The sequence below is a fragment of the Metabacillus mangrovi genome, from assembly GCF_009711125.1.
GTDB classification, from domain to species: Bacteria; Bacillota; Bacilli; order Bacillales; family Bacillaceae; genus Metabacillus_B; species Metabacillus_B mangrovi.
In genome coordinates, this window is sequence record NZ_WMIB01000013.1 from 69121 (window position 1) to 83787 (window position 14667).

Here is a 14667-nt window from a genome sequence, read left to right on the forward strand (position 1 = left end):
GCGAAGGAGGAGAAAAATTGGACAACGAATTGGCCGCCATTTTGCAGCTCAAGGAAATCACAACAAAAGAAGACCGGTATGAGCCATACGCCTGGTACAGCCGAATGAGAGAAAACGAGCCAATACGGTTTGATGAATACAGACAGGTATGGGACGTGTTCCGCTATGAGGATGTTAAAACCGTCCTGGAGAAAAAAGACATATTCTCATCCAACCGCTCCAGAAATGCGGAAAGAGAAAAATCACCGATTGAACAAAGCCTGATCAGCATCGACCCGCCGAAGCACACGGCGATGCGTTCCCTCGTCAACCAGGCTTTTACACCAAAAGCAATGAAAAGCTGGGAACCAAGAATTGTACGAATCGCCGATGATCTGTTACGTCCGCTTCAGCCCGGGAGTGAAATCGAGGTCGTAGAAGCTCTTACCTATCCCCTGCCAGTGCTCGTCATCGCCGAATTAATGGGGGTGCCGTCAGATGATCAGGCCAAGTTCAAAGAATGGTCAGACTGGGTCGTCGCAGGCCCTAAAGACAATTCGCCCGAAGAACTGCAAAAGCTTGCCCAGAACCAAATGAGGACTTATCAGGAACTGCACAACTATTTTGCCGGAATCATCGAGAAGAAGAAGCTCGATCCTGCAGATGATATTATTTCGGTTCTGACTGCATCCTCAATCGACGGTGAAAAGCTTACAGATGAAGAAATCATCGGCTTCTGCATCCTCCTGCTTGTTGCAGGAAATGAAACAACAACAAACCTCCTGTCCAATACCCTTTACTCGTTTATGGAATATCCGGATCAATACCGAAAAGTAAAAAACGATCCGGACCGCTTTTTAAAAACTGCAGTGGAGGAAGGCTTAAGATTCCGTTCTCCTGTCCAGTCCATGTCAAGGCTTACAAAGGAAGATGTCGTGCTCTCAGGGCAGCATATTCCAAAGGGAAGTTTCGTATTCGCCTGGATGGGCTCTGCAAACCGAGATGAGACCATCTTCAAAGATGCCCATACATTTATGATTGACAGGAAACCAAACCCGCATCTCGCTTTCGGAAAAGGCATCCACTTCTGCCTCGGCTCTCCTCTTGCAAGAATGGAAGCGGAGATCGTTCTTAAAGGCTGGATGGATAAATTTCCGGATTTCCGTCTCAGCAGTTCCCATGAACTGAACCCGATTGAAAGCACTTTTGTCTACGGGTTAAAAGAATTAAAAATCAAAACTCTCTGACTGCTTCCAGTGTGTATAATGGAAGAAAAGGGGTGGGATGATGGGATATAATGCCGGAGACGTTCTCTTTCAGCTTTTCAGTTTCAGCCTGCTCTTCTTTGCCGGAGCTGTCATCGTAAGATTTTTCCGGTCAAGCTCACGCTCCAAACAGCAGCTCGGCCGAATCGAAAAAAAGCTCGACAGGCTAATGGAAGAAAGAAACAGCAGATTTTAGCATCCGGCCCACTGCGGCCGGATTTTTATTTACATAGGAAAAAGGGTAACACCCATACTAAATAAGGAAAGGAGAGATCGATTTATGGAATACGGCAAAGATTACAAGAAAATCCCTGCATTGTCCACCGCCAGCGGGTCAACATATGAGGCAGCTCCCGGAGTACTCGTTAAAACCGTCCAAATCGCTAACGTCTTTCTTATTCAGGATTTGATGGTAAAAGACAGCTGGTTCCTGGTCGACGCCGGAATGCCCGGTTCTGCTGACGCCATTATCTCTTTTTCCGAAGAAGTCCTGCCCAAAGGAGTCATACCAAAAGCCATCATCCTGACACATGGCCACTTCGACCATGTCGGAGCCATAATCGAACTCGTCCAAAAATGGAATATCCCAGTCTATGCCCACCAGCTCGAGATTCCATATCTGACAGGGAAAAAAGATTATCCTGAAGGAAGCACTCTTCCAGAAGGAATCATGGCCAAGCTTTCACCCTATTATCCAAATGAATCCATCAACCTCGGTGAGCACGTAAGCGAGCTTCCCCCAGATGGAACCATCCCGTTCCTGCGAGGCTGGAGATGGCTTCACACACCAGGCCACACTGAAGGCCACATCTCCCTCTTCAGAGAAGAAGACCGGGTAATGATTGCCGGCGACGCCTTCGTCACTGTCCGGCAGGAATCTCTTTACCATGTACTGATCCAGGATAAAGAAATCCATGGCCCTCCCCAATACTTTACATTCGAATGGGAAAAAGCAAAAGACTCCGTCATCAAGCTTCAAGAGCTGAAGCCATCAGTTTCCATCACAGGCCACGGTAAAGCAATGGAAGGAGCTGAGCTTGAAGACGGCCTACGTGAACTGGTGCTGAGGTGGGAGGAAATAGCGGTTCCTGACCGCAGGCAGAATATGTGATAAGGCATTCGAAAGATTCCGGACAGTCCTGAAATTCAAGGCTGTTTTTTGTGGGCATATTCAATCAGCCGCAGCTCGTAGGTGCGGCCTTTGTTTTTGCCGGAGGGTTTGAGGTTGAGGGATTGGAGGAGGCGGGTAGCTCCGGCCGAAGAAGGGATACCAAGGAACTCCCTTGCTGCTTTGTTTGAAATGACTGAATCAATGAGTAGTCCATAATCATCAATCGCATTCAGATGTGCTGTTTTGGACTTGCTTTTACACAATCTGCAAAACCAGTTCCCATGGATTCTTTCTGTTTTCCTGCCACATTCCTGGCAAAAAACACCCGAAATAATATCGCTTTTTTTAATCTCGAATCTGTCCATAATAGGCTGATTATTTTCTGTATGCTGTTTGTTCAGTGTTTTAACCATTCTTTTCAAATCTTTGTCAGTCAATATGCGTTTCTTATATGTTTTTTGAATCTCCGTCACAACGGAAAGCAGCTTTCCGGCATGAATAACAGTCTTTTTTAAGACATGCTCATAGCTGGATACCGTTTTAATAATGGTTCTTGGATTGCTTATAACGACAAGGTCGAGGATCGGAAGCTTTGTAAACTTATTCGTTTCAAGCCAGTCTCCAAAATGTTTTTCCAGGCGGTCGGCCTGAAGAATCGGATCGGCAAAAGCTGTCTCCACGCCATCTTTTGTACGAACAAATTGGTTGAATGCCGGATCAAAATGGATGGTTCCTGCGATATTCTTAATCTCGAGAATCAGTACGAAACAGGGCGTCAGGACTAAGCTGTCAATCTGAAAATACCTGGATTGTATTGGAAGCCGGAGATCATGCAAAATAGTCAGATTTTTATGATCAGCATAGGTAAGCTGATAATCTGCTGCAAGTTCTCCTTTGTACCCTGCAGTTCGTTTTAGGATTTCTTCCTGGATAGCTGAATACTTAGGATGATCGGGAGGGAGTCTGCGTGCTAATGCTTGCAGTTTGAGTAGGTATAACGGGGTTTTGCGTTCCTTGGCTATCATTCTGATGCTCCTTTTAGTGGGATACGTGAGTATTCTATGTTCGGTCGGCCAATTCCTTTGTAAAAACAGCGGTAATTTCAGCGGGATATTTGTTTATCTTCGAAATTTTGTCTTTATCTCCGAAATTAAAATTTTATCTTCGAAACGATTAATATTTCTTCGAAAAAAATCATTAATCTACGAAAATGAAGATATATCGATTTTTCGACAAAAACCGCGCGGCTCTGGAGCTGAGTTACGCCACACCCCATTACTTACGAACCTCGTTCAGTACACCACCCAACAAAAAAAAGCCGCTTACAAAGCGGCTCCTCCTGTTTCTCTTTGTACAGCTGCGTTTTTCCCGGTACTTTTCCTGCTTTTGCGCTCTCTAGACTCCAGCCTTCTTGCTACGAGAGATAGCGTGAAGTTGACGGCGAAATAAAGGAGAGCGGTCAGCAGGAAGATTGGAATGACGTAGTTGACGTTTTTGCCATTGATGATCTGGGCGTTGTGCATGAGTTCAGGCATGGCGATGACGACGGCAAGCGATGTGTCTTTGAGAAGCGAGATGAATTGGCTGACGATGGGAGGAACCATTCTCCGCAAAGCCTGCGGCAGAATGATGTGCCACATCGTCTGCATCCAGGTCAGACCGGATGAGCGGGCTGCTTCGATTTGTCCTTTTTCGATCGAATTCAATCCGCTTCGGACGATTTCAGAGATCATCGCCGACTCGAATACGATGAGTGCGGTAATCGCAGCGGTGATGACATCTAGCTTGATTCCGATTTCAGGCAAAGCGAAATATGTAAAGAAGATGATCAGCAGCAGTGGGAGGTTCCGGATGATTTCGACCCAGACCGCCGTGAGCTGCGACAGCACTGGAATTTTTGCGTAGCGCAAAATTCCGAGCAGGCTTCCGATGATAAAACTGAAGATGATCGCGATGACTGCCATAATCAATGTATTCAGCAATCCCGCAAATAAATAGCCAAGGTTTCCCGGTGAGTATGCTCCTATAAAGTCCATTCTTTGCTCCCTCCTTTATCCGCTTACTGCCAGGCGGCGTTCCAGGTAGCCGACAAAGAGACTGAGCGGGATGGTTAACACGAGATAGAACATGGCAACAAAAATATACGTATCAAAGGTGACATACGTTGCCGAGGCGACCGAATCTCCAAAATACATTAAATCCAGCCCGGCGATGACTCCGAGGATGGAAGAGTTTTTCACGAGATTGATAAACTGGTTGCCGAGCGGCGGGATAACAATTTTAATGGCCTGCGGAAGGATTACGAACCGCATGGACTGAAGATACGTGAGTCCGGATGCCCTGGCTGCTTCCATTTGCCCTTTATCAACCGACTGAATACCCGCACGGACGGCCTCTGCGATAAAAGCGGCCGTGTAGATGGTAAGAGCAACGGTTCCTGATTGGTATCCATCAAGCCTGGAACCTAATGCAGGGAGGCCGTAGTAAAAAAAGAAGGCGATCAGTATCAGCGGAATATTCCGGACAAACTCCACATAGATGGCGCCGGCAGCATTGAGAATTTTGACCGGGGCGATTCTCATGACTGCGATGATGACTCCGAGCACGAAGCTGCAGATGAGGGCAATCACACTGGCCTTTACCGTATTGCCGAAGCCTTCCAGGTACACGTCCAGATTGTTGGTCAGAATGGTAAAGTCTAGCATAGCGTCCTCCTTTCAGGCAGAAAACGGGCGGACATAGAGCCCGCCCTTGCCGCTTCTATTCTTCCTTGATCCATTTTTGCTTGATTTTATCGTATTCGCCGCTGTCTTTTAGCTCTTTCAAAAATTCATTCACATACTTGGTGAATTCATCGTCCCCTTTTACGATGGCAATTCCGTATGGTTCCTCTGTGAACGGTTCACCAGTCAGCTCATAGTTGGAATCCTGTGCAGCCATTCCGTATAGGATGGAGTTGTCTGTTGTCAGTGCATCTCCCTGTCCTGATTTAAGCGCGGTAAAGGCTTCCGCGTAGTTTTCAAATTCAAGAACCTGCGCATCTGGAGCTTTTTCTTTTACATTTGTAACAGATGTAGATCCTTTAACTGCAAGTACTTTTTTGCCCGCGAGATCTTCGACACTTTTGACGTCGCTTCCTTTCTTAACGAGAAGAGACTGGCCTGCTTCAAAATAAACATCTGTAAAATTCACTTCTTTTTTTCGTTCTTCCGTAATTGTCATAGTTGCGATGATGGCATCAATGTCCCCGTTTTGAAGCATTTGCACACGGGTTTTGGATGTAACTTCCTTCAGTTCAATTTTGCTTTCATCCCCAAGAATTTTCTTGGCAAGCGCTTTGGCGATATCGATGTCAAAGCCTTCAACTTTACCGCTTGCAGGGTCTTTGTAGCCGAATAGATTCGTATCATATTTTACTCCGACCACGAGCTTATCCCGGTCTTTAATCGCTTTCAGTGTGTCCTTTTTCTCACTTGATGCTGAATCGCTGCCTCCGCAGCCTGCTGCCAGAGCCAGGATGAAGACAAGAACCGCAGTGAAAATCCATCTCATTTTTTTACTCATTTTTTACATCCCCCTGTTATTTATATATTTGCTGCCGGGTGTCTGTGATCTAATGATTCAGCACCCTGCTTAAAAACATTTTGGCTCGTTCTTCTTTCGGATCAGTGAAGAACTCCTGAGGTTTGCTGTCAACAAGGATCCTTCCGTGATCCATGAAGACAATCCGGTTTGCCACTTCCCTGGCGAAGCCCATTTCATGGGTCACCACAACCATAGTCATGCCGTCTTTCGCAAGAGTTTTCATGACATCCAGCACTTCTCCGATCATCTCCGGATCAAGGGCTGAAGTTGGTTCGTCAAAGAGCATGATATTCGGCTTCATCGCGAGGCCTCTTGCAATGGCTACCCGCTGCTGCTGTCCGCCGGAAAGCTGGGATGGATAGGAATCCGCCTTCTCTGGAATCCCGACTTTCTCCAAGTAATACATAGCTGTCTGCTTTGCTTCCTGATCAGATACCTTTAGAGCTTTTTTTGGAGCAAGGGTTATGTTTTCAAGCACTGTTTTGTGAGGATATAAATTAAAGTGCTGAAAGACCATTCCAATGTTTTTCCGCAAGCGGTTAATATCGGATTTTGGTTCATGAACCGGCACTTTGTTTACGACCAGTTCACCATCCGTAATCGTTTCAAGGCGGTTGATGCAGCGGAGCATCGTACTTTTGCCTGAGCCGGAAGGACCGACTACGACTACAACTTCTCCTTCCTTTACTTCAAGATTAATGTTTGTCAATACTTGAAAATCTCCAAAGTGCTTATTGACACTGCGAAAAGCAATCAATCCTTCACCCCCATTTACGTATGAATAAAACTAGAAAAATATGAATTTTCTGACTCAATAAAGTATAATTCTGCCTATTTTTAAAAAATCCTTCATAGAAATTAGAAATTTCTTTAAATTTCCCTAAATTTTGTCATACTTCGCATAATAAAAAGCTCCGCACTTTGTGCAAAGCCTTATTTCCCTTCCCGATAACGCAAATAGCTGAAGTTTTCGGTAGGCAGTTCTTTTATGATTTGTCCGCTGGCATCTTTATATATTTCATACTCACGGTACGTTTCAACTTTATACGGCACACCTTTGTCCTGAATTTGTTTTGTACCGACCAGCCGGCTTTCCAGCTGAAAGGCACTTTCTTCTTCTCCATCCCCCAGTACTGCGGCCTCTTCTTCAGCGCTCAGCCGGACCGGACTGAAGGTGTCCTCTCTGCTGCTGTCCCATGCACTCATGTAAATTGAAGCAGCTATAATCAGCAAAGCCATGCACACAGCACCTAGACTTTTTTTCATCCGCTGCAGCCTCTCTTCTGTTTTTTTCTAATTTATTCAGGGAGAGAGAAAAACATGTCCAAAAGGAAAAGCAGATCCCGCCGGAATCTGCTTTTCGGATTAATTGATTAGATTTTCAGTTCCTTCGCCATTTCCTTCATCACGGTACTCAACCGCACTGCCGTCTTCAGCCCGGTGATAAATTCTGTAGCGTTCAATTGTGTTTTCAGGAGTATAGTAGATGAATACCTGTGCTTCGATTTTTCCTGCTTTAACAGCCTCAATGTCCGGATCAGCAGCAGCCGGCTCGTATCCTTCTTCTACCATATAATCATAGCGGTAGGCTTTCCCGTCCCCGGTTTCTACTTCTGCAGGACTTGTATTCTGAAGAACGGTTTCCGCCTCTTCTTTAGTCAATCCGATGGAAAGTTCGTCTCTCATTTCGAACGGGGAGACATAATGTGTAGGTTTTTCACTTTCCACTGGTTCTTCTGATTCCTGTTCCTCACCGGCAGCATCCGGTTCTGTACCCTTGTTTTCATCTGCCGGCTGTTCCTCGGATGCAGGATCTTCTTCTGAAGAAGCTGCTTCATCAGAAGATGCAGCTTCGTCCTGTGCCGGCTCTTCTGCCGGTGCGTTTTCTTCCTCAGACACAGGTTTCTCTTCAGGGGTCTCCGGCTGCGGATTCTCAGCCTGCTTGTTTTCTGTCTGCTTTTCTTCTGTCTCAGCAGCCGGCTGTGATTGTTTTTCGCCTGTCTCCTGTGACTGGCACCCGGCAGCCAGCATACATACTGACAGAAGTGCAATAATCTGTTTTACCATGATGATTCAGACCTCCCGAAATAATAATGATTCATTTACAGCTAAAAAAATGAAACAGTGGAAATACATTCAAGTTCATTCATACTATTTGTCGAAACATCGCACGAGATGGTTTCAGTTTTCATCCATTCTTTTTACCATATCAATATGAGGAATTCCGTCCTCGAGATATAATGCTGAAACATTCTTAAATCCATAGGATGTGTAGAAGCTGTTCAAGTATTCCTGAGCCTGAATTTTCACGGCAGTCTCCTCATTAGATAAGATCCGCAGCGCTTCTTTCATAAGTTCATGACCCAGCCCTCTACCTCTGTATTCTTTATGCACCATCACTCTCCCGATGGAGGCTTCTTTAAAAGAAACACCTGGCGGAAGAAGCCGGGCATAACAAGCGATTTTTCCGTCCTGCTCTTTATAAAGATGCCGGGATACAAGGTCTTTTCCATCTGCTTCCTGATAGGGACAGTTTTGTTCCACTACAAACACAGCAGTCCTCGCCTCAAGGATACTGTAAAGCTCAAGGGCTGATAATTGTTCAAACGTTTTTAGCGTCCAGCTCAAAAAGCGCCACTCCTTACCATTCTTTTTTGGAAAAAGGCTGCAGCCATTTGACCCCCTTCCGGTTCATCGGAAGGAGCTTTAGATCTGCAGCAAGATGACTGGCATAGCCCGCCAGTGAGGTATAAAACACACCATCCATCTGAAGATCCTGTTCGAGCAGATAGCCGATCCATCCAAAAAAGGCAAGGCCGATCAGCGAATGGGTAATTCCGCGATGCGGCTGCCGGGATGCGGCTGCAATGTAAATACCCATTAAAAGAATCCAGGTTTCATGCATAATAAAACCGGCTCCAAGAATCGCTGCTCCCGTCATAAACAGAACCGTCCGTTTTTTCATAAAGATCCTCGGAAGCACGAGCAGTCCTGCTCCGATCATCATTCCGGCCCATTGCTGTGTACCCCTCTCCGAAAAAGCACTGTCCCCTGCCAGCAAAGCACCGATAAGTGCCATTAGTCCATAAATCCATTTCTTTGAAGTAATTGTATTGGAGAGCTTCCCGTTCACGTCCAGGTCAGGCATTAATCCTGACAGCACCCCAATTCCAATCAATGATGCAGCTGTTACCGGATCTGCCTGCTGTCCATACGCGACAGCCATTCCGGCAGCACCGCCAATCAATGCATGTGAACTTCCTCTCATCTTCATTCCGCCTATTCATGCTGTTCTATGTACCTCTCTATTATAGCAAACATACGCTCGCATCTATAGTTTTTTCTTTGACGTTTATTAAGATATCGTTTATACTATTGTTCTGTGTCCCAGTAGCTCAGCTGGATAGAGCGACAGCCTCCTAAGCTGTAGGCCGTGAGTTCGAATCTCGCCTGGGACGTCAATAGAAAGGCCGCCATTTCATGCAGATGGCGGCCTTTCTTCTTTTATATCAGGCACCCATACAAGCATTAGCGGGCGGCCATCATATTCTATCGTAAAACGGTTTATTGGAGGACTACGGTGGAACCTATTAAATTTTCGATTATCGTCCCTGCGCATAATGAGGAAAAAGAGATTTCAAAGTGTCTGGAGTCTATTAAAGCAGCAGCAGCACCTTACGGAGAACAGGCAGAAATCATTGTTGTACTGAACCGGTGCACGGACCGCACGGAGGAGATCGCCCTCGCTTATGGCTGCACCACCATCAAAAATGACGACCGCAACCTGGCAAAAATCCGCAACGCTGGTGCCAGAGCAGCCCGCGGTGAAATCCTTGTAACGATTGATGCGGACACAGTTATGTCGAGCTTTATGCTGGCAGCTGCTGAAAAACTGCTCGCTACTGGACTGTTTATCGGCGGCGGCGTAACGGGAAAATTTGACCGGATGTCAATCGGGATCACCGCATCTGTTGCTGCACTTTCTGTGCCGATTATGCTGAAATACGGATTGATCTCGATCGGCATTTTCTGGTGCAGAAAAGCGGATTTTGATGCAATCGGGGGATTCAACGAAGGCATGCTGCTTGCAGAAGATTGTGATTTCGCCCGAAGGCTTGCTTTATACGGATTAAGAAATCAAAAGCTTTTCGGCACCATTCCGTTTGCCATGACGACTTCATCCCGTAAGTTTGATCAATACGGGGACTGGCTTCTGATTAAAAGACCAGAAATTATTGCAGCTTTTTTAAAAGAAAACGATCAGAAACTAGCCGATCAGCTCTATTACGATTTTGAAAACTAGCAGCCGGTGGCCGGCTCTTATCCTTTTCCCCCGCTTTCCTAACCTTATAGCGGGGGATTCACTTTGCAAACAAAAAAAGGCTGATTGCCAATGCAATCAGCCAGCCTTTCAGTCAGCGAGATTAGTCGTCATCGCCGTAGTCATCATCAAAGGAAGGGAAGTATGGGCAGCACGCATTTCCCCAGTAACCCATATCATCATCTTCTCCCAACACATTCCCTCTATTAGGAGAAACGTTTCTTACGTTCTGGACATCCTTGCGCTTTTTGTGGTGTCTGCAGGACATTCTGTCACCTCCTCAAAAGAACTGTTAGAGATCATCATGTCGCAATCGCATTAATTGTGCGGGCATTCACGCGCACGATGCTGCCGCCGATGCTGATCAGCACGGCATTGCCTTCAGTGCCCTGATAACGGCCTCTCAGAAAAAGCCCGCCATCATACGTCAATGTTACACGCTGGCCAAGTGCAATATGGCGAAAAATACAGTTTGAAAACATGATCATCTTTCCCTCCTTCTATCTAGCATCTACCTTATAAACAAGTGGCTTTCGCTTTGTTTATATTTGTAATCTATTCAGCAGCTCGAAATTGGTATAATGAAAACGACTAATTTTAAAAGATTTGGCTGATAGATTAAAAGATTGGCTGATGCGGATGCTGTCCGGAGCTTTCCCGTACTGCTATTCAACTCTTTTTTGGTGTGAATGCTCCTCTGAGTTCTAACCGCACTCTTCTAGGAGGATTCTTGCAAAGGAATTAATCTAGCATCCTCGCAAATCAAACCTTGTATAGTAAAAAATCAGGGATGCGTTCTGCGCACCCCTGATTTTTTACTTGCTGATAAACATTTGTGTCCAATATTGGCCTTCTGCGTTGTAGCCGACGCCGATCTCAGTGTAGGTCCCATTTAAAATATTCTTGCGGTGGCCTTCACTTTCCATCCATGCTTTTACAACTTCTTCGGGTGATTTCTGCCCCATGGCAATGTTTTCGCCGGCGGTTTCGTATTGCACTCCGAAGTCGCGCATCATGTCAAAAGGAGAACCGTATGTCGGACTTGTGTGGGAGAAGTAGTCCTTCTCTTCCATGTCCTTTGACTTTTCCCTGGCCACATCGCTCACCTGCTTGCTGGACTGCAATGCGGGCAAACCATTTTTTTCTCTTTCTTTATTGGTAAGGTCAATGACTTGAGCTTCAATGCTCGTGATGTCACCTGACGCAGGAGGTGTCTTTTCACCTGAACCGCTATTACCGCTTCCATCGCCCGGCGATGGTGCGCCATTTCCAGCCCCGTCCTGCTGCCTGTTCTGCCCATATCCGTTTTGTCCCATCCCGTCCTGAGGCATTCCGCCTTGTCCCGGGGCAGGCTCCATTCCGGCTCCCGGAGCTCCGTTTTCAGGAGGAACCGCTGTACCCGGTCCATACTCATACATCGGAGCTCCTTCATTTTGGACCTGATCCATATGCGGATACTTTGAGCTTGGCGTGTCTGTACTGTAAGGCTTACGGTCAACGGTAATCAGTCCGCCTTCACTTTTCATCGTATCTTTCGTGCCTGTCTTCATTTCTTCCTGGTTCCTGACGGGAGCACCCTCCTCGGTTCCGCATGCGGTCAGCATCAGAAACACTGCAGGTACAAGGATCATAGCTGTTTTCTTCATATACACTCTCCTTTCAAATTCAGCATATAGTTTGCTCTATGCGGCGGAGAATATTGCAGTTATCTTGCAGAAAAAGAATAAATTTGAGCCAGGAGCAGGACTTTAAGGCAGAAAATCTATTGTAAGACTGGAACAGTTCTGAGGTCTGTACCGTTCCGGACTTGTATTTGGCCGTTGCACTTGTTATTTAGTCCGTCGCACCACAATATTTGTCCGTCGAATTTAATTTGTCCGATCCTGCCCCTTATTTGGCCGTCGCACCTCTTTTTTTGTCCGTCCCATCCCGTTATTTGTCCGTCACCCTGCTTAATTCGTCCGTCGAATTTAATTTGTCCGATCCTGCCCCTTATTTGGCCGTCGCACCTCTTTTTTTGTCCGTCGTATCCCGTTATTTGTCCGTCACCCTGCTTAATTTGTCCGTCGAATTTAATTTGTCCGATCCTGCCCCTTATTTGGCCGTCGCACCTCTTTTTTTGTCCGTCACCCTGCTTAATTTGTCCGTCCGATTTAATTTGTCCGATCCTGCCCTGTATTTGGCCGTTGCACCCCTTATTTTGACCGTTGCACCCCGTTTTTTGTCCGTCGTCCTGCCTAATTTGTCCGACCGATTTTATTTGTCCGGACCTGCCCTGTATTTGTCCGTTGCACCTCTTTTTTTGTCCGTCACATCCCGTTATTTGTCCGTCATCCTGCTTAATTTGTCCGACCGATTTTATTTGTCCGAACCTGCCCCGTATTTGTCCGTTGCACCTCTTATTTTGACCGTCGCACCCCGTTTTTTGTCCGTCACCCTGCTTAATTTGTCCGTCGAATTTAATTTGTCCGATCCTGCCCCTTATTTGGCCGTCGCACCCCGTTATTTGTCCGTCATCCTGCTTAATTTGTCCGTCCGATTTAATTCGTCCGATCCTGCCCCTTATTTGGCCGTTGCACCTCTTTTTTTGTCCGTCGCATCCCGTTATTTGTCCGTCATCCTGCTTTATTTATCCGATGCGCGTCTCCCAGTAATTCATTCGTTTCTCTTCACGAAAAGGGCCGGCGCCCGGCGCCAGCCCTTTTTTATTTTCCTCCTGTAAAGGAGATTCCTTTTACGAAATATTTGTTGAAGAACGCGTACAGGATCAAAATTGGCAAGGTAAATACCATGGATGCGGCCATGATGTAATTCCAGTAGCTGATGAACTGCCCTTTAAAGGAGTTCAATCCTAGTGTTAAGGTGAACATTTCAGGGTCTGCCAAAATAACGAGCGGACGCATGAAATCATTCCAGAACGCCATGAAAACGAAGATGGTTTGGGCGGCAAGCGCCGGCTTTGCAAGAGGCAGAACAATGCGGAAGAAGGTGCCGAATTTTCCGAGTCCGTCGATGGCGGCTGCTTCTTCCACCTCTTTTGGAAAGTTAATAAAAAATTGCCTCATCATAAAAATGAAGGTTGCATTTACTGCACCGGGAATGATCATGCCCTGATACGTATTCAGCCAGCCTAATTCCTTCAGAAGTAAAAAGTTCGGGATCAGGGTGACTTGAAAAGGGATCATGAGCACAGCCAATATGATGATGAAGATGCTTTTTTTACCTGGAAAGCTTAGCCGCGCCAGAGCGTAGCCGGCCATTGAGTTAAAGAGCAGATTGAGCAGGGTGCCGATAACCGCAATGAACAGACTGTTAAACAGCCAGCGGCCGAAAAGCGGCTCTGTCGTGAAGATCTGCCTGTAGTTATCAAAGGTAAAATCTTTTGGGATAAAATTGATTGTACCGCTTACAATTTCACCTAGCGTTTTAAAGGACGAAGACAGGGCCCATAAAAACGGGATAACGGTGACGATGGCATATCCAATCAGCAAAATATAAAGTATGCTTTTTCCGGATGAGCGCCTTTTCATGGAATCCCTCCTCAGTAAAGTGTTTCTTCTTTTGAAAATTTGCGCTGAAGCAGAGTGGCGGCCAGGATGATCAGCGCCAGCATAAAGGCGAGTGCTGTAGCATACCCCATTGTGCCAAGTGTTTTAAAAGCATATTGATAGATCAGCAACACGACCGTCAGTGTAGAGTTGTTCGGCCCGCCGGACCCTCCTGAGAAAATATAGGACTGGTCAAACAACTGGAAGGTTCCAATCAGCCCCATGATGACAACAAAAGAGGTAACCGGGCGGAGGTGCGGAACGGTAATATGCCGGAACTTTTGAAACGCATTCGCACCATCCAGCTCTGCCGCTTCATAATAGCTCTCAGGCACATCCTGCAGGGCGGCCAGATAAATGACCATATAAAAAGGTGCGGTGGCCCAAATGTTCATGATCATAATCGCAATCAGTGCTACATCCGGATCCCCGATCCAGTTATAGGTCGGCAAATGCAGGAATTCGAGGAATTTGTTGATCAATCCGTTCTGGTTGTACATCCACATGAAGATAAGGGTCAGAACGGCTGAAGAAGTCAAAGTAGGCAAGAAGTAAACAATACGGAAAAATTTCTCCCCTTTCATTCCTGCGTTCAAGGAAGCAGCCAGGACAAGTGCGAGCAATGTTTGTACAGGCACTACGATGACGACATAAAAAGCAGTGTTCTTCAAAGCAATCAGCGCCCTGTCATCGAGCGCTACCTTGGCATAGTTATCAAGACCGCGAAATTCAAACGATGATGCACCAATCAGTTCCACCTTGTTAAGGGACAGGAACACAGCATATAAAATCGGTGCCACTACGAATAGTCCGATGATGATCAGGGCCGGGGACATGAATAAATATCCCTGGCCTGCT

19 protein-coding genes and 1 tRNA gene are annotated in these 14667 nt (G+C 46.3%); 6 read left to right on the forward strand and 14 right to left on the reverse strand.

The window, feature by feature from the left end:
• The first annotated feature begins 17 nt into the window (after positions 1–17).
• From GKZ89_RS13120 to GKZ89_RS13130, 3 genes are all read left to right on the forward strand, one after another.
• The gene (locus tag GKZ89_RS13120) at positions 18–1226 is read left to right on the forward strand and encodes a cytochrome P450 (protein WP_241680248.1); all 1209 of its coding nucleotides are present in this window, start codon (positions 18–20) and stop codon (positions 1224–1226) included.
• A gap of 40 nt (positions 1227–1266) precedes the next feature.
• Complete coding sequence (locus GKZ89_RS13125) at positions 1267–1440, forward strand: DUF4083 domain-containing protein (protein WP_155112859.1); 174 nt, start codon at positions 1267–1269, stop codon at positions 1438–1440.
• Positions 1441–1524: 84 nt separating this feature from the next.
• On the forward strand, positions 1525–2355 hold the full coding sequence (locus GKZ89_RS13130) for an MBL fold metallo-hydrolase (protein WP_155112860.1): 831 nt from the start codon (positions 1525–1527) through the stop codon (positions 2353–2355).
• Between the two features lie 35 nt (positions 2356–2390).
• Here GKZ89_RS13130 and GKZ89_RS13135 read toward each other — a convergent pair whose 3' ends face one another.
• The 9 genes from GKZ89_RS13135 to GKZ89_RS13175 form a co-directional block, all read right to left on the reverse strand.
• Positions 2391–3380: a nuclease-related domain-containing protein gene (locus GKZ89_RS13135; protein WP_155112861.1), complete on the reverse strand. Its 990-nt coding sequence runs from the start codon at positions 3378–3380 to the stop codon at positions 2391–2393.
• Between the two features lie 297 nt (positions 3381–3677).
• On the reverse strand, positions 3678–4391 hold the full coding sequence (locus GKZ89_RS13140; RefSeq protein ID WP_155112862.1) for an amino acid ABC transporter permease: 714 nt from the start codon (positions 4389–4391) through the stop codon (positions 3678–3680).
• A gap of 15 nt (positions 4392–4406) precedes the next feature.
• On the reverse strand, positions 4407–5060 hold the full coding sequence (locus tag GKZ89_RS13145) for an amino acid ABC transporter permease (protein ID WP_155112863.1): 654 nt from the start codon (positions 5058–5060) through the stop codon (positions 4407–4409).
• 55 nt (positions 5061–5115) lie between these two features.
• Complete coding sequence (locus GKZ89_RS13150) at positions 5116–5907, reverse strand: transporter substrate-binding domain-containing protein (RefSeq protein ID WP_155112906.1); 792 nt, start codon at positions 5905–5907, stop codon at positions 5116–5118.
• A gap of 61 nt (positions 5908–5968) precedes the next feature.
• Entirely contained in the window at positions 5969–6697 is a 729-nt protein-coding gene (locus GKZ89_RS13155) for an amino acid ABC transporter ATP-binding protein (protein WP_155112864.1), read from the reverse strand.
• Positions 6698–6873: 176 nt separating this feature from the next.
• Positions 6874–7206: a hypothetical protein gene (locus tag GKZ89_RS13160; protein WP_155112865.1), complete on the reverse strand. Its 333-nt coding sequence runs from the start codon at positions 7204–7206 to the stop codon at positions 6874–6876.
• Between the two features lie 99 nt (positions 7207–7305).
• A complete protein-coding gene (locus GKZ89_RS13165) occupies positions 7306–8007 on the reverse strand; it encodes a hypothetical protein (RefSeq protein ID WP_155112866.1) in 702 nt (233 codons plus the stop codon).
• A 114-nt stretch (positions 8008–8121) separates the two neighbouring features.
• A complete protein-coding gene (locus GKZ89_RS13170) occupies positions 8122–8568 on the reverse strand; it encodes a GNAT family N-acetyltransferase (protein WP_155112867.1) in 447 nt (148 codons plus the stop codon).
• Between the two features lie 13 nt (positions 8569–8581).
• Positions 8582–9208 carry a metal-dependent hydrolase gene (locus GKZ89_RS13175; protein WP_162356842.1) on the reverse strand — a complete coding sequence of 209 codons (627 nt, stop codon included), beginning with the start codon at positions 9206–9208 and terminating at the stop codon, positions 8582–8584.
• A 116-nt stretch (positions 9209–9324) separates the two neighbouring features.
• Between GKZ89_RS13175 and GKZ89_RS13180 the strand changes: the two genes are divergently transcribed.
• Positions 9325–9398: transfer RNA gene (locus GKZ89_RS13180), tRNA-Arg, on the forward strand.
• A gap of 86 nt (positions 9399–9484) precedes the next feature.
• Positions 9485–10243 carry a glycosyltransferase gene (locus tag GKZ89_RS13185; protein ID WP_162356852.1) on the forward strand — a complete coding sequence of 253 codons (759 nt, stop codon included), beginning with the start codon at positions 9485–9487 and terminating at the stop codon, positions 10241–10243.
• Positions 10244–10364: 121 nt separating this feature from the next.
• Here the strand turns inward: GKZ89_RS13185 and GKZ89_RS13190 are convergent, their stop codons facing one another.
• The 3 genes from GKZ89_RS13190 to GKZ89_RS13200 form a co-directional block, all read right to left on the reverse strand.
• Complete coding sequence (locus tag GKZ89_RS13190; RefSeq protein WP_155112869.1) at positions 10365–10529, reverse strand: hypothetical protein; 165 nt, start codon at positions 10527–10529, stop codon at positions 10365–10367.
• 34 nt (positions 10530–10563) lie between these two features.
• A complete protein-coding gene (locus GKZ89_RS13195; RefSeq protein ID WP_155112870.1) occupies positions 10564–10749 on the reverse strand; it encodes a hypothetical protein in 186 nt (61 codons plus the stop codon).
• Between the two features lie 327 nt (positions 10750–11076).
• Positions 11077–11907 carry a CAP domain-containing protein gene (locus GKZ89_RS13200; protein ID WP_241680249.1) on the reverse strand — a complete coding sequence of 277 codons (831 nt, stop codon included), beginning with the start codon at positions 11905–11907 and terminating at the stop codon, positions 11077–11079.
• A gap of 209 nt (positions 11908–12116) precedes the next feature.
• On the opposite strand from GKZ89_RS13200, the gene GKZ89_RS13205 reads away from it, so the two are divergent.
• Positions 12117–12983: a hypothetical protein gene (locus GKZ89_RS13205; RefSeq protein ID WP_155112871.1), complete on the forward strand. Its 867-nt coding sequence runs from the start codon at positions 12117–12119 to the stop codon at positions 12981–12983.
• On the opposite strand, the gene GKZ89_RS13210 is transcribed toward GKZ89_RS13205, so the two are convergent.
• Both GKZ89_RS13210 and GKZ89_RS13215 read right to left on the reverse strand, forming a co-directional pair.
• A complete protein-coding gene (locus GKZ89_RS13210; protein WP_155112872.1) occupies positions 12967–13791 on the reverse strand; it encodes a carbohydrate ABC transporter permease in 825 nt (274 codons plus the stop codon). The two genes, GKZ89_RS13205 and GKZ89_RS13210, sit on opposite strands and share 17 nt — an antisense overlap.
• A gap of 11 nt (positions 13792–13802) precedes the next feature.
• Complete coding sequence (locus tag GKZ89_RS13215) at positions 13803–14645, reverse strand: carbohydrate ABC transporter permease (protein WP_155112908.1); 843 nt, start codon at positions 14643–14645, stop codon at positions 13803–13805.
• Positions 14646–14667 lie beyond the last annotated feature (22 nt).

Bases quoted from the DNA above. Each gene is read 5' to 3' on its own strand.
- GKZ89_RS13195 (WP_155112870.1), bottom strand. From the start codon at position 10,749: ATGATCATGTTTTCAAACTGTATTTTTCGCCATATTGCACTTGGCCAG.
- GKZ89_RS13140 (WP_155112862.1), bottom strand. From the start codon at position 4,391: ATGGACTTTATAGGAGCATACTCACCGGGAAACCTTGGCTATTTATTT.
- GKZ89_RS13210 (WP_155112872.1), bottom strand. From the start codon at position 13,791: ATGAAAAGGCGCTCATCCGGAAAAAGCATACTTTATATTTTGCTGATT.
- GKZ89_RS13125 (WP_155112859.1), top strand. From the start codon at position 1,267: ATGGGATATAATGCCGGAGACGTTCTCTTTCAGCTTTTCAGTTTCAGC.
- GKZ89_RS13130 (WP_155112860.1), top strand. From the start codon at position 1,525: ATGGAATACGGCAAAGATTACAAGAAAATCCCTGCATTGTCCACCGCC.
- GKZ89_RS13190 (WP_155112869.1), bottom strand. From the start codon at position 10,529: ATGTCCTGCAGACACCACAAAAAGCGCAAGGATGTCCAGAACGTAAGA.
- GKZ89_RS13215 (WP_155112908.1), bottom strand. From the start codon at position 14,645: ATGTCCCCGGCCCTGATCATCATCGGACTATTCGTAGTGGCACCGATT.
- GKZ89_RS13160 (WP_155112865.1), bottom strand. From the start codon at position 7,206: ATGAAAAAAAGTCTAGGTGCTGTGTGCATGGCTTTGCTGATTATAGCT.
- GKZ89_RS13145 (WP_155112863.1), bottom strand. From the start codon at position 5,060: ATGCTAGACTTTACCATTCTGACCAACAATCTGGACGTGTACCTGGAA.
- GKZ89_RS13135 (WP_155112861.1), bottom strand. From the start codon at position 3,380: ATGATAGCCAAGGAACGCAAAACCCCGTTATACCTACTCAAACTGCAA.
- GKZ89_RS13150 (WP_155112906.1), bottom strand. From the start codon at position 5,907: ATGAGATGGATTTTCACTGCGGTTCTTGTCTTCATCCTGGCTCTGGCA.
- GKZ89_RS13165 (WP_155112866.1), bottom strand. From the start codon at position 8,007: ATGGTAAAACAGATTATTGCACTTCTGTCAGTATGTATGCTGGCTGCC.
- GKZ89_RS13200 (WP_241680249.1), bottom strand. From the start codon at position 11,907: ATGAAGAAAACAGCTATGATCCTTGTACCTGCAGTGTTTCTGATGCTG.
- GKZ89_RS13175 (WP_162356842.1), bottom strand. From the start codon at position 9,208: ATGAGAGGAAGTTCACATGCATTGATTGGCGGTGCTGCCGGAATGGCT.